Here is a 23,628-nt window from a genome sequence, read left to right as displayed (position 1 = left end):
CTTCGTCGCGGCCGCCACAGTCGGAAAGTTGGTTGCACGCGACCTGATCACCGAACACTCCGCGCTCGACCGGCTGTTGGTCGCTGCCGCTGGGCACATCGCCGCTCGCGCCTACACCGCCTACGAGGCCGAGAACACGATCCTGTCCGGCTTCCGCCGCGCCGCGACCCGGAGCGCCGCATGACCCACGCCTTCGACCAACGAGACGACCAGACAACGCCCAACTCGGAACCCAACCCGGAGGAACAACCCATGGCCGACGACACCACCACCGCCGAGAACGTCACGGTCAGCCCGGGTGAGGAAAGGCTCACCCCGGCCGACTTCGCGCCCAACGCGGGAGAGCTGCTGCTCAACGAGGTTCGCGATGCGATCGGGAAGTACGTCATCCTCCCCGATGCTCACGCCATGACCGGGGTCGTTCTCTGGATCGCCGCCACCCACGCCGTACCCGTGTGGGCCCACGCGCCCCGCCTGGTGATCCGTGCCCCGGAGAAACGATGCGGCAAGTCGCGGCTGCTCGACCTGGCCGAGGCGACCTGCCATGACCCGCTGCTCACCGTCAACGCCTCACCCAGCGCCGTTTACCGCTCCATCGGGATGAAGACGAAGAACCCGCCCACGATCCTGCTCGACGAGGCCGACACCATCTTCGGACCCAAGGCAGGCGAGAACGAAGACCTACGCGGCCTGCTCAACGCCGGACACCAGCGCAACCGGCCCGCGCTGCGCTACAACGCCGCTAACTCGAGCGTCGAGCGCATCCAGACATTCGCCATGGCCGCCCTCGCTGGGATCGGTGCGATGCCGGACACCATCGAGGACCGCGCCGTCGTTATCCGGATGCGTCGTCGCGCGCCTGGTGAGTCCGTCGCGCCGTACCGGACTCGCCGTGATGGTCCAGCGCTGGACAACCTCCGAAAGCGGCTGAACCAGTGGGTGGTCGCGCATCATGACCACCTCGGCACCGCCACCCCGGACATGCCGGTCGAGGACCGCGCCGCCGACACCTGGGAACCTCTGCTCGCGATCGCCGACCTTGCCGGAGGCGACTGGCCCGAGATCGGCCGCGAAGCCTGCGTCACCCTCACCGAGACCCGCGACGCCAACGCACAGACCACCCTGCAAACCCGACTGCTGACCGACTGCCGTACCGCGTTCGGTGACGCCGAAGCGCTGCCCACCTCGGTCCTGCTCGACCGGCTCAAGGACGACCCCGAGGCACCGTGGGCGACCTACTCCAACCCGCTGCAAGGTCTGACCGCGATGAAACTCGGTTTCCTGCTGCGCGACTTCGACATCCGATCCGACACGATCCGGTTCGACACCGGACAAGCCAAGGGCTACCAGCGTGCCGCGTTCGCCGACGCCTGGGCCCGCTACTGCGCACCCGCCCCAACCTGCCTCATCTGCCGCCAACCTCTCGCGATCGACGACGGCACCCGCACACACCCGACCTGCGACCCGGAGGCCCGTCGATGACCACCCACCCCACCCGACCGGCGACACGTCGAGGGCCCCAAGCCGTACCAGCCGTACCAGCCGTACCAAGACCCTGTTTTCCGAGGTCAGGCCACGATTCCGAGTGGTACGGCTTGGGAAATCGAGCCGTACCAAAGCCGTACCAGAAATCCCAAGCCGTACCAGCCGTACCAAAGCCGTACCACCCAAAATCCGCACCTGACCAGCCGAAACACGCCGTTGGTACGGCTGGTACGGCTGGTACGGCTCACCCCACCTCAACCCACAACACGAGCGCCAAGGAGGCCCACTGATGAGCAAGATCAGCCGCCGCGATCACCTGGCCGTCGCGGGATCAGTCACAGAACCGCTCTCAGGACGGTTCTAGGACACAGGCCCGACCACTACAGCCGATCGGGTCCGGCGAGCCACTGCGCGACCCGGACGCGTACGTAAACCGCGTCTTCGACATCGCGATCAACGGCGACCACGCAAACGGCGTCGCGGGTCTGCTGGACGCGACCAAGGGCGGCCGAAACGCCGCGCTCTTCGTCGCGGCCGCCACAGTCGGAAAGTTGGTTGCACGCGACCTGATCACCGAACACTCCGCGCTCGACCGGCTGTTGGTCGCTGCCGCTGGGCACATCGCCGCTCGCGCCTACACCGCCTACGAGGCCGAGAACACGATCCTGTCCGGCTTCCGCCGCGCCGCGACCCGGAGCGCCGCATGACCCACGCCTTCGACCAACGAGACGACCAGACAACGCCCAACTCGGAACCCAACCCGGAGGAACAACCCATGGCCGACGACACCACCACCGCCGAGAACGTCACGGTCAGCCCGGGTGAGGAAAGGCTCACCCCGGCCGACTTCGCGCCCAACGCGGGAGAGCTGCTGCTCAACGAGGTTCGCGATGCGATCGGGAAGTACGTCATCCTCCCCGATGCTCACGCCATGACCGGGGTCGTTCTCTGGATCGCCGCCACCCACGCCGTACCCGTGTGGGCCCACGCGCCCCGCCTGGTGATCCGTGCCCCGGAGAAACGATGCGGCAAGTCGCGGCTGCTCGACCTGGCCGAGGCGACCTGCCATGACCCGCTGCTCACCGTCAACGCCTCACCCAGCGCCGTTTACCGCTCCATCGGGATGAAGACGAAGAACCCGCCCACGATCCTGCTCGACGAGGCCGACACCATCTTCGGACCCAAGGCAGGCGAGAACGAAGACCTACGCGGCCTGCTCAACGCCGGACACCAGCGCAACCGGCCCGCGCTGCGCTACAACGCCGCTAACTCGAGCGTCGAGCGCATCCAGACATTCGCCATGGCCGCCCTCGCTGGGATCGGTGCGATGCCGGACACCATCGAGGACCGCGCCGTCGTTATCCGGATGCGTCGTCGCGCGCCTGGTGAGTCCGTCGCGCCGTACCGGACTCGCCGTGATGGTCCAGCGCTGGACAACCTCCGAAAGCGGCTGAACCAGTGGGTGGTCGCGCATCATGACCACCTCGGCACCGCCACCCCGGACATGCCGGTCGAGGACCGCGCCGCCGACACCTGGGAACCTCTGCTCGCGATCGCCGACCTTGCCGGAGGCGACTGGCCCGAGATCGGCCGCGAAGCCTGCGTCACCCTCACCGAGACCCGCGACGCCAACGCACAGACCACCCTGCAAACCCGACTGCTGACCGACTGCCGTACCGCGTTCGGTGACGCCGAAGCGCTGCCCACCTCGGTCCTGCTCGACCGGCTCAAGGACGACCCCGAGGCACCGTGGGCGACCTACTCCAACCCGCTGCAAGGTCTGACCGCGATGAAACTCGGTTTCCTGCTGCGCGACTTCGACATCCGATCCGACACGATCCGGTTCGACACCGGACAAGCCAAGGGCTACCAGCGTGCCGCGTTCGCCGACGCCTGGGCCCGCTACTGCGCACCCGCCCCAACCTGCCTCATCTGCCGCCAACCTCTCGCGATCGACGACGGCACCCGCACACACCCGACCTGCGACCCGGAGGCCCGTCGATGACCACCCACCCCACCCGACCGGCGACACGTCGAGGGCCCCAAGCCGTACCAGCCGTACCAGCCGTACCAAGACCCTGTTTTCCGAGGTCAGGCCACGATTCCGAGTGGTACGGCTTGGGAAATCGAGCCGTACCAAAGCCGTACCAGAAATCCCAAGCCGTACCAGCCGTACCAAAGCCGTACCACCCAAAATCCGCACCTGACCAGCCGAAACACGCCGTTGGTACGGCTGGTACGGCTGGTACGGCTCACCCCACCTCAACCCACAACACGAGCGCCAAGGAGGCCCACTGATGAGCAAGATCAGCCGCCGCGATCACCTGGCCGTCGCGGGATCAGTCACAGAACCGCTCTCAGGACGGTTCTAGGACACAGGCCCGACCACTACAGCCGATCGGGTCCGGCGAGCCACTGCGCGACCCGGACGCGTACGTAAACCGCGTCTTCGACATCGCGATCAACGGCGACCACGCAAACGGCGTCGCGGGTCTGCTGGACGCGACCAAGGGCGGCCGAAACGCCGCGCTCTTCGTCGCGGCCGCCACAGTCGGAAAGTTGGTTGCACGCGACCTGATCACCGAACACTCCGCGCTCGACCGGCTGTTGGTCGCTGCCGCTGGGCACATCGCCGCTCGCGCCTACACCGCCTACGAGGCCGAGAACACGATCCTGTCCGGCTTCCGCCGCGCCGCGACCCGGAGCGCCGCATGACCCACGCCTTCGACCAACGAGACGACCAGACAACGCCCAACTCGGAACCCAACCCGGAGGAACAACCCATGGCCGACGACACCACCACCGCCGAGAACGTCACGGTCAGCCCGGGTGAGGAAAGGCTCACCCCGGCCGACTTCGCGCCCAACGCGGGAGAGCTGCTGCTCAACGAGGTTCGCGATGCGATCGGGAAGTACGTCATCCTCCCCGATGCTCACGCCATGACCGGGGTCGTTCTCTGGATCGCCGCCACCCACGCCGTACCCGTGTGGGCCCACGCGCCCCGCCTGGTGATCCGTGCCCCGGAGAAACGATGCGGCAAGTCGCGGCTGCTCGACCTGGCCGAGGCGACCTGCCATGACCCGCTGCTCACCGTCAACGCCTCACCCAGCGCCGTTTACCGCTCCATCGGGATGAAGACGAAGAACCCGCCCACGATCCTGCTCGACGAGGCCGACACCATCTTCGGACCCAAGGCAGGCGAGAACGAAGACCTACGCGGCCTGCTCAACGCCGGACACCAGCGCAACCGGCCCGCGCTGCGCTACAACGCCGCTAACTCGAGCGTCGAGCGCATCCAGACATTCGCCATGGCCGCCCTCGCTGGGATCGGTGCGATGCCGGACACCATCGAGGACCGCGCCGTCGTTATCCGGATGCGTCGTCGCGCGCCTGGTGAGTCCGTCGCGCCGTACCGGACTCGCCGTGATGGTCCAGCGCTGGACAACCTCCGAAAGCGGCTGAACCAGTGGGTGGTCGCGCATCATGACCACCTCGGCACCGCCACCCCGGACATGCCGGTCGAGGACCGCGCCGCCGACACCTGGGAACCTCTGCTCGCGATCGCCGACCTTGCCGGAGGCGACTGGCCCGAGATCGGCCGCGAAGCCTGCGTCACCCTCACCGAGACCCGCGACGCCAACGCACAGACCACCCTGCAAACCCGACTGCTGACCGACTGCCGTACCGCGTTCGGTGACGCCGAAGCGCTGCCCACCTCGGTCCTGCTCGACCGGCTCAAGGACGACCCCGAGGCACCGTGGGCGACCTACTCCAACCCGCTGCAAGGTCTGACCGCGATGAAACTCGGTTTCCTGCTGCGCGACTTCGACATCCGATCCGACACGATCCGGTTCGACACCGGACAAGCCAAGGGCTACCAGCGTGCCGCGTTCGCCGACGCCTGGGCCCGCTACTGCGCACCCGCCCCAACCTGCCTCATCTGCCGCCAACCTCTCGCGATCGACGACGGCACCCGCACACACCCGACCTGCGACCCGGAGGCCCGTCGATGACCACCCACCCCACCCGACCGGCGACACGTCGAGGGCCCCAAGCCGTACCAGCCGTACCAGCCGTACCAAGACCCTGTTTTCCGAGGTCAGGCCACGATTCCGAGTGGTACGGCTTGGGAAATCGAGCCGTACCAAAGCCGTACCAGAAATCCCAAGCCGTACCAGCCGTACCAAAGCCGTACCACCCAAAATCCGCACCTGACCAGCCGAAACACGCCGTTGGTACGGCTGGTACGGCTGGTACGGCTCACCCCACCTCAACCCACAACACGAGCGCCAAGGAGGCCCACTGATGAGCAAGATCAGCCGCCGCGATCACCTGGCCGTCGCGGGATCAGTCACAGAACCGCTCTCAGGACGGTTCTAGGACACAGGCCCGACCACTACAGCCGATCGGGTCCGGCGAGCCACTGCGCGACCCGGACGCGTACGTAAACCGCGTCTTCGACATCGCGATCAACGGCGACCACGCAAACGGCGTCGCGGGTCTGCTGGACGCGACCAAGGGCGGCCGAAACGCCGCGCTCTTCGTCGCGGCCGCCACAGTCGGAAAGTTGGTTGCACGCGACCTGATCACCGAACACTCCGCGCTCGACCGGCTGTTGGTCGCTGCCGCTGGGCACATCGCCGCTCGCGCCTACACCGCCTACGAGGCCGAGAACACGATCCTGTCCGGCTTCCGCCGCGCCGCGACCCGGAGCGCCGCATGACCCACGCCTTCGACCAACGAGACGACCAGACAACGCCCAACTCGGAACCCAACCCGGAGGAACAACCCATGGCCGACGACACCACCACCGCCGAGAACGTCACGGTCAGCCCGGGTGAGGAAAGGCTCACCCCGGCCGACTTCGCGCCCAACGCGGGAGAGCTGCTGCTCAACGAGGTTCGCGATGCGATCGGGAAGTACGTCATCCTCCCCGATGCTCACGCCATGACCGGGGTCGTTCTCTGGATCGCCGCCACCCACGCCGTACCCGTGTGGGCCCACGCGCCCCGCCTGGTGATCCGTGCCCCGGAGAAACGATGCGGCAAGTCGCGGCTGCTCGACCTGGCCGAGGCGACCTGCCATGACCCGCTGCTCACCGTCAACGCCTCACCCAGCGCCGTTTACCGCTCCATCGGGATGAAGACGAAGAACCCGCCCACGATCCTGCTCGACGAGGCCGACACCATCTTCGGACCCAAGGCAGGCGAGAACGAAGACCTACGCGGCCTGCTCAACGCCGGACACCAGCGCAACCGGCCCGCGCTGCGCTACAACGCCGCTAACTCGAGCGTCGAGCGCATCCAGACATTCGCCATGGCCGCCCTCGCTGGGATCGGTGCGATGCCGGACACCATCGAGGACCGCGCCGTCGTTATCCGGATGCGTCGTCGCGCGCCTGGTGAGTCCGTCGCGCCGTACCGGACTCGCCGTGATGGTCCAGCGCTGGACAACCTCCGAAAGCGGCTGAACCAGTGGGTGGTCGCGCATCATGACCACCTCGGCACCGCCACCCCGGACATGCCGGTCGAGGACCGCGCCGCCGACACCTGGGAACCTCTGCTCGCGATCGCCGACCTTGCCGGAGGCGACTGGCCCGAGATCGGCCGCGAAGCCTGCGTCACCCTCACCGAGACCCGCGACGCCAACGCACAGACCACCCTGCAAACCCGACTGCTGACCGACTGCCGTACCGCGTTCGGTGACGCCGAAGCGCTGCCCACCTCGGTCCTGCTCGACCGGCTCAAGGACGACCCCGAGGCACCGTGGGCGACCTACTCCAACCCGCTGCAAGGTCTGACCGCGATGAAACTCGGTTTCCTGCTGCGCGACTTCGACATCCGATCCGACACGATCCGGTTCGACACCGGACAAGCCAAGGGCTACCAGCGTGCCGCGTTCGCCGACGCCTGGGCCCGCTACTGCGCACCCGCCCCAACCTGCCTCATCTGCCGCCAACCTCTCGCGATCGACGACGGCACCCGCACACACCCGACCTGCGACCCGGAGGCCCGTCGATGACCACCCACCCCACCCGACCGGCGACACGTCGAGGGCCCCAAGCCGTACCAGCCGTACCAGCCGTACCAAGACCCTGTTTTCCGAGGTCAGGCCACGATTCCGAGTGGTACGGCTTGGGAAATCGAGCCGTACCAAAGCCGTACCAGAAATCCCAAGCCGTACCAGCCGTACCAAAGCCGTACCACCCAAAATCCGCACCTGACCAGCCGAAACACGCCGTTGGTACGGCTGGTACGGCTGGTACGGCTCACCCCACCTCAACCCACAACACGAGCGCCAAGGAGGCCCACTGATGAGCAAGATCAGCCGCCGCGATCACCTGGCCGTCGCGGGATCAGCCAACGACCCGAACGATGTGCTGCCGATCCTCTGGACATCGCGCGAGGTCGCCGAAGCGCTCAAGGTGACGCCGTCGACGCTCTGCCGCTGGCGGGCAACCGGCAAGGGACCTCGCGTCTACTGGCTCTCTCCTGACTCGCCCCGCTATCGCCGTAGCGACGTGCTCGCCTGGCTTGAGGAGGTGGCCGCGTGAACGTCCGGAAGATGACGAACGGTCGCTGGCAAGCGCGACTGAAGCAAGGTCGGGTCGACATCGGCACAAAGATGTTCGACACCCGCCGCGAGGCTGTCGACTGGCTCACCCGCGAGCGTGCCGCGCTCGCGGGTGGGTTCGACCGCCGCGCCGGACAGATCACCGTCCGCAAGGCCTTGCCGATGTGGCTCGATGAGCGCAAGGCGACCGTCGCCCCCAAGACGTACACCGCAGATGCCGCGCTCCCGCGCCTAACACCGCCCGCGCTGTCAGCCCTGCAGATCGGCAGTGTGACCGAACGCGAGGTCTCCCGCGCGCTGGTCGCGCTCCGCCGCCGAGGCCTCGCCGAGAAGTCGGTCAAGCGCTACCGGGCGTCACTGTCTTCGTTCTTCGCATGGGCAGTCCGAGAACGCATGGTCCAGCACAACCCCGTCACACCAACCCGAGTACCCAAAGCAAGTGAGGTAGCCACCGAGATGCACCCCTTCAGCGAGACCGAGCTAGAGACCTTCGTCCTCGATGCCGCCCACCTCGCATCGAGGGACTCCGTCAGTCTGATTCGAGCAGCAGAGCGAACACGCGACCTCGCCCGACTCTCGGACATCCTGCTGGTCGCGGGATGGACCGGGCTCCGCTGGTCGGAGCTGCGTGAGGTTCGAGTGAGCGACGTCGTATTCGACCCCATGCCGGGCATCTACGTTCGACGCGCAGCACCCGAGGGAGGCGAAGCCAAGACAACCAAGTCCGGGAAGTCCCGATTCGTGCCGCTCGCGGACCGCATCCTCCCGACCGTCAAAGACCTGATCGCCGGACGCACCACCCGCGATCTGGTGTTCGTCACCGCCACTGGTCACCGGTTGCACGCGAGCGCCGTCAAGCGGGCCGTCGACTGGGAGCTGATCTCGCACGGCCGCAGAATTCACGATCTGCGCCACACGGCCGCCTGCCTGTGGCTGGCGAAGGGCGTGCCCGCGACCACGGTTCAGGCATGGATGGGGCATGCCTCAATCGCGACGACAAACATCTATCTGCACCACCTCGGGACCGTCGCAGATGAGGCCGGATTGGCCCGCCTGAACGGCTCGGGGGGAATCCGGGGGGAATCCGCCGAATAACGGCAGCACAAACAAGCAAGAACCCCGCCTGACTCTCTGCGTTTCCGCAGGTCAGGCGGGGTTCTTCTTTGGTGGAGCTGAGGGGATTCGAACCCCTGGCCTTCTCATTGCGAAGGTTTGGAGACCCAGAACTATGGGTTGAGAACACCTGGCAGGCGTTGCATGTATTGCATGTCGTTTCACCCTCGGGGGGAATCGGGGGGGAATGAATCGGCGAGCGTGCAGGCCTTCCGAACATGTGCGTCAATACGTCGCGCTGCATCACGCGGCTCGACCATGGATGTATCGAACCTGAGGTCTGCCTCTCCCAGTTCGGGCGTCGCCCGCCATGCCTCCAGACGCTCTGCAACGTCCGCACTCCCCCGCTGCCGCAACCGATCGACTGCGACATCCTCCGGACACCAGAGAGAAACGACAACCCAACGCGCTCCACTGACCGCCGTGGCTACCGCGTCGACCGCCTCGACCTGTCCTAGGTGGAGGACCGGCACCCCATGGCCGAGCGCGTCGATCAGGCCAGGCCTGTCAACCGCATAGGTCGCACCGTAGCGGCTGTTCTCCCACACGACGCCGCCGCGCTCCCGTAGTTCTTGGAGCGCGGCGCTGGTCGTAATTCGGTAGCCCTCTCGGCGACCCTCGCCGACCTTGATTCGCGCGAAGTGGACGTAGTCATCCGACAGCGCTCGAAGGGCAGCGTCGACGGTGTCCTTCCCAGCGGCCGGCGGACCGTAGAGGATCACCCCGCGAGTCATTTCGCGGGCACCTCGGCGAGCGTTGCTATCAGTCGCGCCGCCTGATCCTTAAGAGGCTCCGCAGATGTCGAATTGTCGATGACGTGATGGTCCACGACTGGACGGAACGTGAGGTCAATCGCCTCCATGTACGCGTCCCAGGTGGCCAGCTTGTGCGCGTCACGAGCTGCACCCCGACGACGTACATAGGTCAGCATCGTGTCCGCGTCACAGGTGACCCACACGACGGTCATGGGTAATCCGTCGTCCGCAAACTGCGCCTGCTGGCGCGCGAGCCACGACGCGTCCTTGAACTCACGCAAGAAGGGAGCCGTGACGACGGCACCAGCGCCGCATGCCGTGTTTTCGTGCGCCGTCGACATCAGCGCCTCATACTCACGCGGCCGGACCTTTGACAAATAGGTCTCCGACTCCCGATCGCTCGACTCAGCCCCCAACGCCTCAAGAGCCACCTCGACAACTGGGCGGGTGATGGTGTCCTTGTCGATGATCATCCAGCCCGTCAGCCGGGTGAGGATGCGCCCGAGCTCGGTCTTGCCGCTACCCGCGTAGCCGCCGATCAGCAGAGCCCGGGGAGCCGCCTCGCTCACCTTGGGCGTGAGGTGCGCAGATCGCACGATCCGGCGCGAACGCGACTGGTTCTCCACCAGCCCCATCTCTGCGAGTGCCTTCATCGCCTCATTGACCGTCCAGACGCTCGCACCCGTCTGCTCGGCGAGCGTTCGGGTCGACGGCATGACCTCGCCGTCACGTAGGACCCCCGCCTCGATCTGGTTCTGAATGTCGCGTGCGATCCGCTGCTGCTTCGCACCCGCCAGTGCGTCGATTGGCCCGTCTGTCATGCGTCTCCCTAGTTCGACCTTCGCCATTCAGTGTGCTCGTTCTGACCTAACAGTTTCGCTGACAACTGTCGCACGACCCCAGCCCGAGCGGAAATTTCTCGCAGAAACTTCTACCTAACAGTTGACATGGTGAGCCATTCCGTTGTTAGGTAGAACACAGGCAGCCACCCGGCTGCCAGGCCACGGAAAGGGCATGAAGATGATCACGACCACCGCCACCATCACCGCCAACCAGGGCAAGACCCTCGACGCGATGTACGCCGCCTGGCAGACCCGCAAGGACACCGCCGACACGGTCAACCGTGGCCAGATCGCCACCCGGAAGCACCACCACCGCGTCATCACGGGTCTCGCTGAGCGCGGCCTCATCCGCTGCGTCCGGTCCTTCCCGTCCGGCGATGCCTTGTTCGCCCTTACCGAAGCCGGTCGTCAGGTTGCCCGCTCCCGAAAGTACGGAGCCTGACCCACGATCCCCGGGCCCGGGGTGAGCCCCAGAGGCAGCCCCGGCCCGGCCACCAAGCAACACCCGCTCATCACCCGGAAGGAACCACCCCGATGCACACCGACCACTTCGCGAACACACGAGACGAGCCGACCGGAGATGACCTGGCCGCGATTGAAGCCGAGTGGCCGCAGATCGCTGCTGAGGTCGATCTGGTCGAGGCCGAGTGCCGTCTGCTCGCTGACCCGGCCGACGCGCTCGCCAAGCGGGCCCACCGCCGGGCGATGACGGCACTGCTGCACCTGCTGGTCCAGCAGGCCAACCACGACGCGGCGATCTCGGCCGCGCCTGTCTACACGATCACCGACCCTCGCCCGGCCGTCCCGGCCGAGGCCGCCTGAAAGGCATATCTAGTCATGGTTACCGCACCTTTGTTCATCATCTTCCTGATCGTCGCTGTCTTCATGGTCCGCTGGGGCGGCACCCACCCGGGTGTCCTCGCCTTCGGTGCGGTCCTCGGTCTCTCGTTGGCCTCGACCACGATCGGCGCGCCGATCCTGGACGGGATCGAGACGGCGATGACGTCGGCTCTCTCGGCCGCCTCGAACATCGCCGGGGGTGCCCGATGAGTACCGCGAAGTCGTGGGATCTGACCTGGGCCGCAAACATCCTGGAGTGTGTCCCGAACGTGGACGTGCACGGCTTCAAGGTGAGCGCGGGGACGGACGTTCGTCTCGCTCATGGGGCCCCGGAGCGTCGACCCGCTGTGCTGCTGGAGATCGAGCCCGCTGGGCTTGTCGCGGCACAGCTGATCGCCGATGCGCTCTACCTGAGCGAGGATGCCCGGGCCTACGTCGCTGACGCGATCGGGCTGCTGATTCGTCACGACTGGTCCGGTCGGGTCCCTGCTGGCAGTGGCGAGACCACGGTGTTCGTGAAGATGTCGACCACCGAGCGCGTGTGGACCGTCTCGGAGGCCGCAGCATGAGCACCCCTGAGAACCTGGCGAAGATCCCGACATCCAAGCCCGAGATCGCGGCCGCTCTGCGCCGCTGGGCGAAGGGCTCCCTTCCCGACGAGGCTGCGGTCGAGCTGCTGGTCCGTGCCTGGGGCGGTCGCCTGCTGAACGGGTCGTGGGTCCGGGTCGAGCCCGGCGCTGCCTGGATCGACGCCGACCGCGCGGACGGTGGCTACCTCTCCGGGGGTGAGCGTCGCCTGCTGGACATCGCGCTGTCCCTGGCCTCCTACGACCGCACGGTCTGCCTCAACGAGGTCCTGCCCGGCTTGGACCGCACCGCGTTGCGGCTGGTGATCGCCGCGACCGCGCGTGCAGCTGGCGCCTCCTACCCCTGGCCTGACAACACCACCACCGAGAGGTAAAGGAACTAGTCATGAAGATCAACAAGGCAGCCGCCCGGGCCGACTTCAAGAAACAGGCTGCGAAGTTCCGCCGCGAGGCTGAGATGGCCGAGAAGGGAGCCGCGCGCTTCCGTGAGCAGGGCAAGCCTGCCGCCGCGAAGACCTGCGAAGACCTGGCCAAGGTCTACCTCAAGCAGGCCGACATGGCCGAGAACTACAAGTTCCCCAAGTGGGTGAAGTGACGCCATGGCTGTCGAGTACACCGGCCTGTTCGGCCACGGCACCGTCAAGGACACCGCACGCCACGTCGCCCGGACCCACCGCGCGAAGGTCGCGAAGAAGCTGCCCGGCTCCAAGGACCCGCACGCGGGCAAGAAGGCCAAGGTCGGCAAAGCGTCCGACCCGTACCGGAACAAGAAGCCGGTCAAGCGCACCAACCCAGTGGCGAAGGGCTGGTTCTGATGCCCAAGCGCCCCAAGGTCACCGTCATCAGGTCGGGGCCCAACACCCCCGACATCGTCGTCGACCCGTCCGCGAGGACGCCGTATGTCCAGGTCGGCGTCCACACCATCACCCCCGCCGCCGCCCGGACCCTGGCCAAAAACCTGACCAAGGCCGCTGGCCTTGCTGAGAAGGGAGCCTGATCATGACCACCACACCGAACCAAGAGGCCCACGGGATCGGGGTCTACGACCTCGACGCGGCTCGCCGCGCCCGTGAGGCCGCTCCTGAAGCCTCTGAGAGCACCAACGCTGCCCCGGCCATCGCCGAGAACGTCTCTGAGCGCGCTCAGGCCGCTCACGACAACACCGACGCCGCCGCCGAGGACGACACGGAGACGACTCCGGAGATCGTTGACGGTCAGGTCCTCGCCGTTCGCGACGACCGGTCCGGCACGGTCAAGGCTGCCCCGCGCCGGGAGATCCTGCCCGCCTGGGCCAAGGACCGCGAGTCGGCGAAGTCGGCGGCTGCGTGGGCGGTGAAGCACTACGGCCACACCACGACCTATCACGGGGTGCGTCTGCCGACGTACTACGCGAAGTTGGCCGCCCGGTCCCCGCTCGGCCTGGGCCGTGTCATGGCTATGTGCTGGGGCTGGATCTTCGACGCCGAGGACAAAGAGAACCGGATGACCGTACGCGGCAACACCCTCGACGCCGGGGCCTATCTCCGGCTGAGGGAGGACCACCGCCGCCAGATCAAAGCGCGCGTCTTCCTTGCGGTCCTGATGCTCCTGACCGTGGCCGGCATCGCCGCCTACGTCGTGTACGGGATCGACTCCCTGATGGTCCAGCTCGGTCTCGGCTTGGCCGCTCTGGCTGGTCTCGGCCTGCTCGGTCGCAACCCGGACAAGCCGATCACCGGCCGTGCCGTGGACACGGCCAAGGAGCCGCGGCTTACCTCGGACCTGATCCTCAACGCGCTCGGTTCGCTGGGTCTGGCGCGGCTGAACCAGGCCATGGCTAAGGAGGGTGCGAAGGCGATCGCGTTCGTCTCGCCGATCATGCGTGACGGTGCTGGGTTCCGTGCCGAACTCGACCTCCCGCCCGGGGTGACTGCCTCGGAGGTGATCGAGCAGCGCGACCGTCTCGCTTCGGGTCTGCGTCGCTCCCTGGGGAAGGTGTGGCCCGAGACCGACCCCGAGGTCCACGTCGGCCGCCTGGTCCTCTACGTCGCCGACAAGTCCCTGGCCCAGTCCAAGCCCGCGCCCTGGCCGCTGGCCACCTCCGGGAAGGTCAACGTGTTCGAGCCGATCCCGATCGGTGTCGACCAGCGTGGCCGCCCCGTGGTCGTGACCCTGATGTTCGCGACCGGTCTTATCGGTGCCCTGCCGCGCATGGGTAAGACGTTCACCCTGCGCCTGCTCTGCCTCGCTGCCGCGCTGGACCCGCGCGTCGAGCTGCACACCTACAACCTCAAGGGCGGATCCGACCTCGGGATGCTCGATGACGTCGCCCACGCCAACCGGTCCGGGGACGACCCCGAAGACATCGACTACCTCGTCCGCGACCTGCGGGAAGGGGCGATCGAGATGCGCCGCCGCTACAAGGCCATCAAGACCCTGCCCCGGGAGGTGTGCCCCGAGTCCAAGGTCACCGACGCTCTCGCCTCGGAGAAGTCCCTCAAACTGCACCCGATCTTCTGGGCCTTTGACGAGACACAGAAGATGTTCGAGCACCCCACCCACGGGGCCGAGATCGCCGAGATCGTCACCGACCTGGTCAAGCGCGGACCCGCGGTCGGGATCATGGTCTGGCTGGCCACCCAGCGCCCCGACGCCAAGTCCATCCCGACCGGCATCTCCGCGAACGCGGTCCTGCGGCTGTGCCTCAAGGTCATGGGACAGGTCGAGAACGACATGGTCCTGGGGACCTCGATGTACAAGTCCGGCATCCGCGCGACCACCTTCGGTCGTAAAGACCTCGGTATCGCCTACCTCGTCGGTGAGGGTGACGACCCGGTCATCGTCCGGTCCTCCTTCGTGGACGCGCCCGCCGCCGAGGTCATCTGTGCCCGTGCCCGTGCTGCGCGGTTGGCCGCTGGCCGCCTGACCGGAATGGCGGCCGGGGAGATCCTGCCCGACGACGACACCGGATCCATCCTGGACCACCTCCTCGCGGTCTGGCCCGAGCACGACCCGGAGTGGAGCAACGGGAAGGTCTGGTGCGACGAACTCGCCGCCCGCCTCGCCGAGCACAACGGGTCGCTCTATGGCGGGTGGACCGGGGAGCAGGTCACCGCTGCCGTCAAACCCCACGGGATCCGCACCGTCCAGGTCAAGAAGGTCATCGACGGCAAGCAGACCAACAAACGCGGTCTGGTCCGCCGCGACCTGACCGACACACTCGGCCACACCGACACCGACGACCCCGACAACCCGATCGGAGGTGTCCTTGCACCCGTCTGAACCCCGGAATCGGTAGCCGTAGCGGCTGCTACCCGTAGCACCCCTGCTACTACCGAAACTGCTACCTGACCAGCGACGTAGCGGAGTAGCCCTCCACTTCGCGCACCCGTTCGAACCCTGGATCCGGGCCGATCCGACCCCTCCTCCCGCCCGCTACCGCTACCCACCTCGCCCAACACCTCCACCCGGTAGCGGAGAAACCCTCCAGAAACGTCTCGCTGGCCCAAGTCCCTACCTCACCCATGCCCGAAACAGTCCGAAACAGGAGAACTCACCGCCATGAACGCGCACACCACCACCACCAAGAAACGGCCCTCTGGCCTCGCTGGTGTCGGCTACGGAATGACCTTCGTTGGCTTCGTCCAGGTCGCTGTGACCATCGCGCCGCAGGTCGCCGCGATGATCCCCGCCGCAGGTTCTGCCGCGCCCGCTGTCGGTGTAGCCGTCGCTCTCGCCGCTGATGTGGTGTGGGCTGCGCTGGGTCACACCACGATCGGTGCCTACAAGTCCGGACAGCGAGCCGCCGCCTACGGCTTCGGTGCCGCCACGGCGGTTGCTGTGGCCGCCTCGACGGTCCTGCTCGCTGCTGTCGGGCACATGGGCCCTTGGTCGGCGATTCCGGCGCTGGCTGCGCTGCTGCTGGTCGCTGACGGGATCCGCGACCAGGTCACCGTCTCCCCGGAGACTGCCGCGATCATCCGGTCCCGCACGGCAGAGATCCGCGACCAGCGAGCCCTGGCCGTGATCGAGGCTCGTCACGCCGCCCACATGGAGACCATCACCGGCTACGGCGAGTCGGCGCGGCTGGCCGCACGTACCCGTGCTCTGGCCGAGATCAAGGTGACCGTCGAGCGCGCCGAGAACCGCGCCGCGTCCCGGCTGACCAGGTCCGCCGAGAAGCACGCGGCCGGGGCGATCGCCTACGGCAAGCTGATCGGCCGTCAGGCGACCCTCACCCCTGACACAACCCCTGACACCAGGGCTGACACCGCGGGTGACACCGACCCTGACAACCACCCTCACGAGATCACTGCTCCCGGCTCCGCTGTCACCCCGGCTGTCAGTGTCGCGCCGACCCTGACTGTCATCCCTGACACCCACGACGACGCGCACCACAACGAGGACCACATCGACCAGTGCGCCATCTGCGATGAGCCGCTGAACGACGAGGACGGCGACCAGGTCCACGCCGCGTGCGCTGCGGTCGAGCTGCGCGCGTACGGGCTGCCCGTGCCCGAGGTCGCCGGGCTGCTCGACGTCTCCGACCGGACCGTCTACCGCTGGACCAATAGCAGGGCTGCGGGTGCCTGATGAGCCGCCCTCCCCGCCGTCCGCGCCGCCGCTATGTGCAGCGTCGCCGCCACTGGTGGCGCGACCTGATCACCAGCGAGTTTCACAACGCCTCGCACGCCTGGTTCCTCGCCGCTGAGGCCGAATCCCTGGGCTATCCGACCGAACTCGCCGAGTACGCCGCCGAGCACCCGCGACCGACCTTGAAGGGCTTCATGGTCGCCCTCGCCCGACCCGACCGCCACGAACCAGACCAGCACCACGACCAGCACGAATCCGAGGAAGGACAGATCGATGATGCAGCAGCAGCCTGACACCCTGACCGACAGCCTCACGACCGCTCTGGACTACGCCGCCCGTGGCTGGCGAGTCTTCCCCCTGCTGCCCGGCTCCAAGCGGCCCGCTACGCCGAACCACCGTGCCACCGACTGCGATGGCACCGCCCCGGGGTGCCGCACCACTCACGCCGGGTGGGAGCAACGCGCCACCATCCGCGCCGACAAGATCACCAAAGCATGGTCCAGCAACCCCGCCTACGGAGTCGGGATCGCCTGTGGGCCCTCCCGCCTGGTCGTGGTCGACCTCGACACCCACAAGCCCGGAACCGAGATCCCCGAACCGTGGAAGTCGTTCGAGATCACCACTGGCGCCGACGTGCTCGACCACCTCGCCGGAGTCCACGGCGGCACCATCACCCCGACCTACACCGTGCGCACCGTCTCCGGAGGAACCCACCTCTACTACGCTGCGCCGGCCGATGTGGCCTACGGCAACACAGCCGGAAAGATCGGCTGGTTGATCGACACCCGCGCCCACGGCGGATACGTCGCCGCACCGCCAACCAGCATCGGAGCTAGCGCGTACGACATCATCGACGACCGCCCGGCCGCACCGCTCCCGATGTTCCTGCTCGACCTCCTCACCCACGACCGCCGACCCGCCACCCGCACGTCACAGAACCGCTCTCAGGACGGTTCTAGGACACAGGCCCGACCACTACAGCCGATCGGGTCCGGCGAGCCACTGCGCGACCCGGACGCGTACGTAAACCGCGTCTTCGACATCGCGATCAACGGCGACCACGCAAACGGCGTCGCGGGTCTGCTGGACGCGACCAAGGGCGGCCGAAACGCCGCGCTCTTCGTCGCGGCCGCCACAGTCGGAAAGTTGGTTGCACGCGACCTGATCACCGAACACTCCGCGCTCGACCGGCTGTTGGTCGCTGCCGCTGGGCACATCGCCGCTCGCGCCTACACCGCCTACGAGGCCGAGAACACGATCCTGTCCGGCTTCCGCCGCGCCGCGACCCGGAGCGCCGCATGACCCACGCCTTCGACCAACGAGACGACCAGACAACGCCCAACTCGGAACCCAACCCGGAGGAACAACCCATGGCCGACGACACCACCACCGCCGAGAACGTCACGGTCAGCCCGGGTGAGGAAAGGCTCACCCCGGCCGACTTCGCGCCCAACGCGGGAGAGCTGCTGCTCAACGAGGTTCGCGATGCGATCGGGAAGTACGTCATCCTCCCCGATGCTCACGCCATGACCGGGGTCGTTCTCTGGATCGCCGCCACCCACGCCGTACCCGTGTGGGCCCACGCGCCCCGCCTGGTGATCCGTGCCCCGGAGAAACGATGCGGCAAGTCGCGGCTGCTCGACCTGGCCGAGGCGACCTGCCATGACCCGCTGCTCACCGTCAACGCCTCACCCAGCGCCGTTTACCGCTCCATCGGGATGAAGACGAAGAACCCGCCCACGATCCTGCTCGACGAGGCCGACACCATCTTCGGACCCAAGGCAGGCGAGAACGAAGACCTACGCGGCCTGCTCAACGCCGGACACCAGCGCAACCGGCCCGCGCTGCGCTACAACGCCGCTAACTCGAGCGTCGAGCGCATCCAGACATTCGCCATGGCCGCCCTCGCTGGGATCGGTGCGATGCCGGACACCATCGAGGACCGCGCCGTCGTTATCCGGATGCGTCGTCGCGCGCCTGGTGAGTCCGTCGCGCCGTACCGGACTCGCCGTGATGGTCCAGCGCTGGACAACCTCCGAAAGCGGCTGAACCAGTGGGTGGTCGCGCATCATGACCACCTCGGCACCGCCACCCCGGACATGCCGGTCGAGGACCGCGCCGCCGACACCTGGGAACCTCTGCTCGCGATCGCCGACCTTGCCGGAGGCGACTGGCCCGAGATCGGCCGCGAAGCCTGCGTCACCCTCACCGAGACCCGCGACGCCAACGCACAGACCACCCTGCAAACCCGACTGCTGACCGACTGCCGTACCGCGTTCGGTGACGCCGAAGCGCTGCCCACCTCGGTCCTGCTCGACCGGCTCAAGGACGACCCCGAGGCACCGTGGGCGACCTACTCCAACCCGCTGCAAGGTCTGACCGCGATGAAACTCGGTTTCCTGCTGCGCGACTTCGACATCCGATCCGACACGATCCGGTTCGACACCGGACAAGCCAAGGGCTACCAGCGTGCCGCGTTCGCCGACGCCTGGGCCCGCTACTGCGCACCCGCCCCAACCTGCCTCATCTGCCGCCAACCTCTCGCGATCGACGACGGCACCCGCACACACCCGACCTGCGACCCGGAGGCCCGTCGATGACCACCCACCCCACCCGACCGGCGACACGTCGAGGGCCCCAAGCCGTACCAGCCGTACCAGCCGTACCAAGACCCTGTTTTCCGAGGTCAGGCCACGATTCCGAGTGGTACGGCTTGGGAAATCGAGCCGTACCAAAGCCGTACCAGAAATCCCAAGCCGTACCAGCCGTACCAAAGCCGTACCACCCAAAATCCGCACCTGACCAGCCGAAACACGCCGTTGGTACGGCTGGTACGGCTGGTACGGCTCACCCCACCTCAACCCACAACACGAGCGCCAAGGAGGCCCACTGATGAGCAAGATCAGCCGCCGCGATCACCTGGCCGTCGCGGGATCAGCCAACGACCCGAACGATGTGCTGCCGCTCGGAACCCAACCCGGAGGAACAACCCATGGCCGACGACACCACCACCGCCGAGAACGTCACGGTCAGCCCGGGTGAGGAAAGGCTCACCCCGGCCGACTTCGCGCCCAACGCGGGAGAGCTGCTGCTCAACGAGGTTCGCGATGCGATCGGGAAGTACGTCATCCTCCCCGATGCTCACGCCATGACCGGGGTCGTTCTCTGGATCGCCGCCACCCACGCCGTACCCGTGTGGGCCCACGCGCCCCGCCTGGTGATCCGTGCCCCGGAGAAACGATGCGGCAAGTCGCGGCTGCTCGACCTGGCCGAGGCGACCTGCCATGACCCGCTGCTCACCGTCAACGCCTCACCCAGCGCCGTTTACCGCTCCATCGGGATGAAGACGAAGAACCCGCCCACGATCCTGCTCGACGAGGCCGACACCATCTTCGGACCCAAGGCAGGCGAGAACGAAGACCTACGCGGCCTGCTCAACGCCGGACACCAGCGCAACCGGCCCGCGCTGCGCTACAACGCCGCTAACTCGAGCGTCGAGCGCATCCAGACATTCGCCATGGCCGCCCTCGCTGGGATCGGTGCGATGCCGGACACCATCGAGGACCGCGCCGTCGTTATCCGGATGCGTCGTCGCGCGCCTGGTGAGTCCGTCGCGCCGTACCGGACTCGCCGTGATGGTCCAGCGCTGGACAACCTCCGAAAGCGGCTGAACCAGTGGGTGGTCGCGCATCATGACCACCTCGGCACCGCCACCCCGGACATGCCGGTCGAGGACCGCGCCGCCGACACCTGGGAACCTCTGCTCGCGATCGCCGACCTTGCCGGAGGCGACTGGCCCGAGATCGGCCGCGAAGCCTGCGTCACCCTCACCGAGACCCGCGACGCCAACGCACAGACCACCCTGCAAACCCGACTGCTGACCGACTGCCGTACCGCGTTCGGTGACGCCGAAGCGCTGCCCACCTCGGTCCTGCTCGACCGGCTCAAGGACGACCCCGAGGCACCGTGGGCGACCTACTCCAACCCGCTGCAAGGTCTGACCGCGATGAAACTCGGTTTCCTGCTGCGCGACTTCGACATCCGATCCGACACGATCCGGTTCGACACCGGACAAGCCAAGGGCTACCAGCGTGCCGCGTTCGCCGACGCCTGGGCCCGCTACTGCGCACCCGCCCCAACCTGCCTCATCTGCCGCCAACCTCTCGCGATCGACGACGGCACCCGCACACACCCGACCTGCGACCCGGAGGCCCGTCGATGACCACCCACCCCACCCGACCGGCGACACGTCGAGGGCCCCAAGCCGTACCAGCCGTACCAGCCGTACCAAGACCCTGTTTTCCGAGGTCAGGCCACGATTCCGAGTGGTACGGCTTGGGAAATCGAGCCGTACCAAAGCCGTACCAGAAATCCCAAGCCGTACCAGCCGTACCAAAGCCGTACCACCCAAAATCCGCACCTGACCAGCCGAAACACGCCGTTGGTACGGCTGGTACGGCTGGTACGGCTCACCCCACCTCAACCCACAACACGAGCGCCAAGGAGGCCCACTGATGAGCAAGATCAGCCGCCGCGATCACCTGGCCGTCGCGGGATCAGCCAACGACCCGAACGATGTGCTGCCGCTCGGAACCCAACCCGGAGGAACAACCCATGGCCGACGACACCACCACCGCCGAGAACGTCACGGTCAGCCCGGGTGAGGAAAGGCTCACCCCGGCCGACTTCGCGCCCAACGCGGGAGAGCTGCTGCTCAACGAGGTTCGCGATGCGATCGGGAAGTACGTCATCCTCCCCGATGCTCACGCCATGACCGGGGTCGTTCTCTGGATCGCCGCCACCCACGCCGTACCCGTGTGGGCCCACGCGCCCCGCCTGGTGATCCGTGCCCCGGAGAAACGATGCGGCAAGTCGCGGCTGCTCGACCTGGCCGAGGCGACCTGCCATGACCCGCTGCTCACCGTCAACGCCTCACCCAGCGCCGTTTACCGCTCCATCGGGATGAAGACGAAGAACCCGCCCACGATCCTGCTCGACGAGGCCGACACCATCTTCGGACCCAAGGCAGGCGAGAACGAAGACCTACGCGGCCTGCTCAACGCCGGACACCAGCGCAACCGGCCCGCGCTGCGCTACAACGCCGCTAACTCGAGCGTCGAGCGCATCCAGACATTCGCCATGGCCGCCCTCGCTGGGATCGGTGCGATGCCGGACACCATCGAGGACCGCGCCGTCGTTATCCGGATGCGTCGTCGCGCGCCTGGTGAGTCCGTCGCGCCGTACCGGACTCGCCGTGATGGTCCAGCGCTGGACAACCTCCGAAAGCGGCTGAACCAGTGGGTGGTCGCGCATCATGACCACCTCGGCACCGCCACCCCGGACATGCCGGTCGAGGACCGCGCCGCCGACACCTGGGAACCTCTGCTCGCGATCGCCGACCTTGCCGGAGGCGACTGGCCCGAGATCGGCCGCGAAGCCTGCGTCACCCTCACCGAGACCCGCGACGCCAACGCACAGACCACCCTGCAAACCCGACTGCTGACCGACTGCCGTACCGCGTTCGGTGACGCCGAAGCGCTGCCCACCTCGGTCCTGCTCGACCGGCTCAAGGACGACCCCGAGGCACCGTGGGCGACCTACTCCAACCCGCTGCAAGGTCTGACCGCGATGAAACTCGGTTTCCTGCTGCGCGACTTCGACATCCGATCCGACACGATCCGGTTCGACACCGGACAAGCCAAGGGCTACCAGCGTGCCGCGTTCGCCGACGCCTGGGCCCGCTACTGCGCACCCGCCCCAACCTGCCTCATCTGCCGCCAACCTCTCGCGATCGACGACGGCACCCGCACACACCCGACCTGCGACCCGGAGGCCCGTCGATGACCACCCACCCCACCCGACCGGCGACACGTCGAGGGCCCCAAGCCGTACCAGCCGTACCAGCCGTACCAAGACCCTGTTTTCCGAGGTCAGGCCACGATTCCGAGTGGTACGGCTTGGGAAATCGAGCCGTACCAAAGCCGTACCAGAAATCCCAAGCCGTACCAGCCGTACCAAAGCCGTACCACCCAAAATCCGCACCTGACCAGCCGAAACACGCCGTTGGTACGGCTGGTACGGCTGGTACGGCTCACCCCACCTCAACCCACAACACGAGCGCCAAGGAGGCCCACTGATGAGCAAGATCAGCCGCCGCGATCACCTGGCCGTCGCGGGATCAGCCAACGACCCGAACGATGTGCTGCCGCTCGGAACCCAACCCGGAGGAACAACCCATGGCCGACGACACCACCACCGCCGAGAACGTCACGGTCAGCCCGGGTGAGGAAAGGCTCACCCCGGCCGACTTCGCGCCCAACGCGGGAGAGCTGCTGCTCAACGAGGTTCGCGATGCGATCGGGAAGTACGTCATCCTCCCCGATGCTCACGCCATGACCGGGGTCGTTCTCTGGATCGCCGCCACCCACGCCGTACCCGTGTGGGCCCACGCGCCCCGCCTGGTGATCCGTGCCCCGGAGAAACGATGCGGCAAGTCGCGGCTGCTCGACCTGGCCGAGGCGACCTGCCATGACCCGCTGCTCACCGTCAACGCCTCACCCAGCGCCGTTTACCGCTCCATCGGGATGAAGACGAAGAACCCGCCCACGATCCTGCTCGACGAGGCCGACACCATCTTCGGACCCAAGGCAGGCGAGAACGAAGACCTACGCGGCCTGCTCAACGCCGGACACCAGCGCAACCGGCCCGCGCTGCGCTACAACGCCGCTAACTCGAGCGTCGAGCGCATCCAGACATTCGCCATGGCCGCCCTCGCTGGGATCGGTGCGATGCCGGACACCATCGAGGACCGCGCCGTCGTTATCCGGATGCGTCGTCGCGCGCCTGGTGAGTCCGTCGCGC

General features: G+C 67.2%; 27 protein-coding genes and 1 pseudogene. 26 read left to right on the top strand and 2 right to left on the bottom strand.

Going from position 1 to position 23,628, the window contains the following annotated elements; genetic code table 11:
* Positions 1-28: 28 nt before the first annotated feature.
* The 10 genes from BJ988_RS29695 (at position 29) to BJ988_RS29650 (ending at position 9,153) form a co-directional block, all read left to right on the top strand.
* Positions 29-184, top strand: a complete 156-nt coding sequence (locus tag BJ988_RS29695) for a hypothetical protein (protein WP_179661839.1) — start codon at positions 29-31, stop codon at positions 182-184.
* Positions 181-1,482 (top strand): DUF3631 domain-containing protein, encoded by a 1,302-nt coding sequence (locus BJ988_RS29690; RefSeq protein WP_246321592.1) that lies wholly within the window; start codon positions 181-183, stop codon positions 1,480-1,482. The genes BJ988_RS29695 and BJ988_RS29690 overlap by 4 nt, the downstream gene beginning before the upstream one ends.
* A gap of 554 nt (positions 1,483-2,036) precedes the next feature.
* Positions 2,037-2,192 carry a hypothetical protein gene (locus tag BJ988_RS29685; protein WP_179661839.1) on the top strand — a complete coding sequence of 52 codons (156 nt, stop codon included), beginning with the start codon at positions 2,037-2,039 and terminating at the stop codon, positions 2,190-2,192.
* A complete protein-coding gene (locus BJ988_RS29680) occupies positions 2,189-3,490 on the top strand; it encodes a DUF3631 domain-containing protein (RefSeq protein ID WP_246321592.1) in 1,302 nt (433 codons plus the stop codon). Before BJ988_RS29685 ends, BJ988_RS29680 begins: the two co-directional genes overlap by 4 nt.
* Before the next feature lie 554 nt (positions 3,491-4,044).
* The gene (locus tag BJ988_RS29675) at positions 4,045-4,200 is read left to right on the top strand and encodes a hypothetical protein (protein ID WP_179661839.1); all 156 of its coding nucleotides are present in this window, start codon (positions 4,045-4,047) and stop codon (positions 4,198-4,200) included.
* Positions 4,197-5,498 (top strand): DUF3631 domain-containing protein, encoded by a 1,302-nt coding sequence (locus BJ988_RS29670; protein WP_246321592.1) that lies wholly within the window; start codon positions 4,197-4,199, stop codon positions 5,496-5,498. The genes BJ988_RS29675 and BJ988_RS29670 overlap by 4 nt, the downstream gene beginning before the upstream one ends.
* Positions 5,499-6,052: 554 nt before the next feature.
* Positions 6,053-6,208 (top strand): hypothetical protein, encoded by a 156-nt coding sequence (locus BJ988_RS29665; protein ID WP_179661839.1) that lies wholly within the window; start codon positions 6,053-6,055, stop codon positions 6,206-6,208.
* A complete protein-coding gene (locus tag BJ988_RS29660; protein ID WP_246321592.1) occupies positions 6,205-7,506 on the top strand; it encodes a DUF3631 domain-containing protein in 1,302 nt (433 codons plus the stop codon). The genes BJ988_RS29665 and BJ988_RS29660 overlap by 4 nt, the downstream gene beginning before the upstream one ends.
* A 292-nt stretch (positions 7,507-7,798) precedes the next feature.
* Positions 7,799-8,038: a helix-turn-helix transcriptional regulator gene (locus BJ988_RS29655; RefSeq protein WP_179661025.1), complete on the top strand. Its 240-nt coding sequence runs from the start codon at positions 7,799-7,801 to the stop codon at positions 8,036-8,038.
* On the top strand, positions 8,035-9,153 hold the full coding sequence (locus BJ988_RS29650; RefSeq protein WP_343051811.1) for a tyrosine-type recombinase/integrase: 1,119 nt from the start codon (positions 8,035-8,037) through the stop codon (positions 9,151-9,153). Before BJ988_RS29655 ends, BJ988_RS29650 begins: the two co-directional genes overlap by 4 nt.
* 179 nt (positions 9,154-9,332) lie before the next feature.
* On the opposite strand, the gene BJ988_RS29645 is transcribed toward BJ988_RS29650, so the two are convergent.
* Together BJ988_RS29645 and BJ988_RS29640 are read right to left on the bottom strand one after the other, a co-directional pair.
* Complete coding sequence (locus BJ988_RS29645) at positions 9,333-9,905, bottom strand: phosphotransferase-like protein (RefSeq protein WP_179661037.1); 573 nt, start codon at positions 9,903-9,905, stop codon at positions 9,333-9,335.
* The gene (locus BJ988_RS29640; protein ID WP_218861152.1) at positions 9,902-10,774 is read right to left on the bottom strand and encodes an AAA family ATPase; all 873 of its coding nucleotides are present in this window, start codon (positions 10,772-10,774) and stop codon (positions 9,902-9,904) included. The genes BJ988_RS29645 and BJ988_RS29640 overlap by 4 nt, the downstream gene beginning before the upstream one ends.
* A 166-nt stretch (positions 10,775-10,940) precedes the next feature.
* Here BJ988_RS29640 and BJ988_RS29635 point away from each other — a divergent pair, with 166 nt between their 5' ends.
* From BJ988_RS29635 to BJ988_RS29560, 16 genes and pseudogenes are all read left to right on the top strand, one after another.
* Positions 10,941-11,210: a hypothetical protein gene (locus BJ988_RS29635; protein WP_179661036.1), complete on the top strand. Its 270-nt coding sequence runs from the start codon at positions 10,941-10,943 to the stop codon at positions 11,208-11,210.
* A 92-nt stretch (positions 11,211-11,302) separates the two neighbouring features.
* Entirely contained in the window at positions 11,303-11,590 is a 288-nt protein-coding gene (locus BJ988_RS29630) for a DUF6284 family protein (protein ID WP_179656084.1), read from the top strand.
* A gap of 15 nt (positions 11,591-11,605) precedes the next feature.
* Positions 11,606-11,818 carry a hypothetical protein gene (locus BJ988_RS29625; RefSeq protein ID WP_179661035.1) on the top strand — a complete coding sequence of 71 codons (213 nt, stop codon included), beginning with the start codon at positions 11,606-11,608 and terminating at the stop codon, positions 11,816-11,818.
* Positions 11,815-12,177, top strand: a complete 363-nt coding sequence (locus BJ988_RS29620) for a hypothetical protein (protein WP_179661034.1) — start codon at positions 11,815-11,817, stop codon at positions 12,175-12,177. Before BJ988_RS29625 ends, BJ988_RS29620 begins: the two co-directional genes overlap by 4 nt.
* Positions 12,174-12,569, top strand: coding sequence for a P-loop NTPase family protein (locus tag BJ988_RS29615; RefSeq protein ID WP_179661033.1), 396 nt, complete (start codon positions 12,174-12,176; stop codon positions 12,567-12,569). The genes BJ988_RS29620 and BJ988_RS29615 overlap by 4 nt, the downstream gene beginning before the upstream one ends.
* An 11-nt stretch (positions 12,570-12,580) precedes the next feature.
* Entirely contained in the window at positions 12,581-12,790 is a 210-nt protein-coding gene (locus tag BJ988_RS29610; RefSeq protein WP_179661032.1) for a hypothetical protein, read from the top strand.
* Positions 12,791-12,794: 4 nt separating this feature from the next.
* The gene (locus BJ988_RS29605; RefSeq protein WP_179661031.1) at positions 12,795-13,010 is read left to right on the top strand and encodes a hypothetical protein; all 216 of its coding nucleotides are present in this window, start codon (positions 12,795-12,797) and stop codon (positions 13,008-13,010) included.
* On the top strand, positions 13,010-13,192 hold the full coding sequence (locus BJ988_RS29600) for a hypothetical protein (RefSeq protein WP_179661030.1): 183 nt from the start codon (positions 13,010-13,012) through the stop codon (positions 13,190-13,192). Before BJ988_RS29605 ends, BJ988_RS29600 begins: the two co-directional genes overlap by 1 nt.
* Positions 13,193-13,194: 2 nt before the next feature.
* A complete protein-coding gene (locus BJ988_RS29595) occupies positions 13,195-15,456 on the top strand; it encodes a cell division protein FtsK (RefSeq protein ID WP_179661029.1) in 2,262 nt (753 codons plus the stop codon).
* Positions 15,457-15,735: 279 nt separating this feature from the next.
* Positions 15,736-16,767 (top strand): helix-turn-helix domain-containing protein, encoded by a 1,032-nt coding sequence (locus tag BJ988_RS29590; protein WP_179661028.1) that lies wholly within the window; start codon positions 15,736-15,738, stop codon positions 16,765-16,767.
* Positions 16,767-17,060, top strand: coding sequence for a hypothetical protein (locus BJ988_RS29585; RefSeq protein WP_179661027.1), 294 nt, complete (start codon positions 16,767-16,769; stop codon positions 17,058-17,060). The genes BJ988_RS29590 and BJ988_RS29585 overlap by 1 nt, the downstream gene beginning before the upstream one ends.
* Positions 17,041-18,069, top strand: coding sequence for a bifunctional DNA primase/polymerase (locus BJ988_RS29580; RefSeq protein WP_179661026.1), 1,029 nt, complete (start codon positions 17,041-17,043; stop codon positions 18,067-18,069). Before BJ988_RS29585 ends, BJ988_RS29580 begins: the two co-directional genes overlap by 20 nt.
* A complete protein-coding gene (locus BJ988_RS29575) occupies positions 18,066-19,367 on the top strand; it encodes a DUF3631 domain-containing protein (RefSeq protein ID WP_246321592.1) in 1,302 nt (433 codons plus the stop codon). Before BJ988_RS29580 ends, BJ988_RS29575 begins: the two co-directional genes overlap by 4 nt.
* Positions 19,368-19,759: 392 nt before the next feature.
* Entirely contained in the window at positions 19,760-20,989 is a 1,230-nt protein-coding gene (locus BJ988_RS29570) for a DUF3631 domain-containing protein (protein WP_179661720.1), read from the top strand.
* 392 nt (positions 20,990-21,381) lie between these two features.
* A complete protein-coding gene (locus BJ988_RS29565) occupies positions 21,382-22,611 on the top strand; it encodes a DUF3631 domain-containing protein (protein ID WP_179661720.1) in 1,230 nt (409 codons plus the stop codon).
* Between the two features lie 392 nt (positions 22,612-23,003).
* Positions 23,004-23,628, top strand: a pseudogene (locus tag BJ988_RS29560) (hypothetical protein); the annotation flags it as partial.

This window comes from Nocardioides panzhihuensis (assembly GCF_013408335.1).
GTDB lineage: Bacteria > Actinomycetota > Actinomycetes > Propionibacteriales > Nocardioidaceae > Nocardioides > Nocardioides panzhihuensis.
This window is presented reverse-complemented; position numbering and strand designations above follow the sequence as displayed.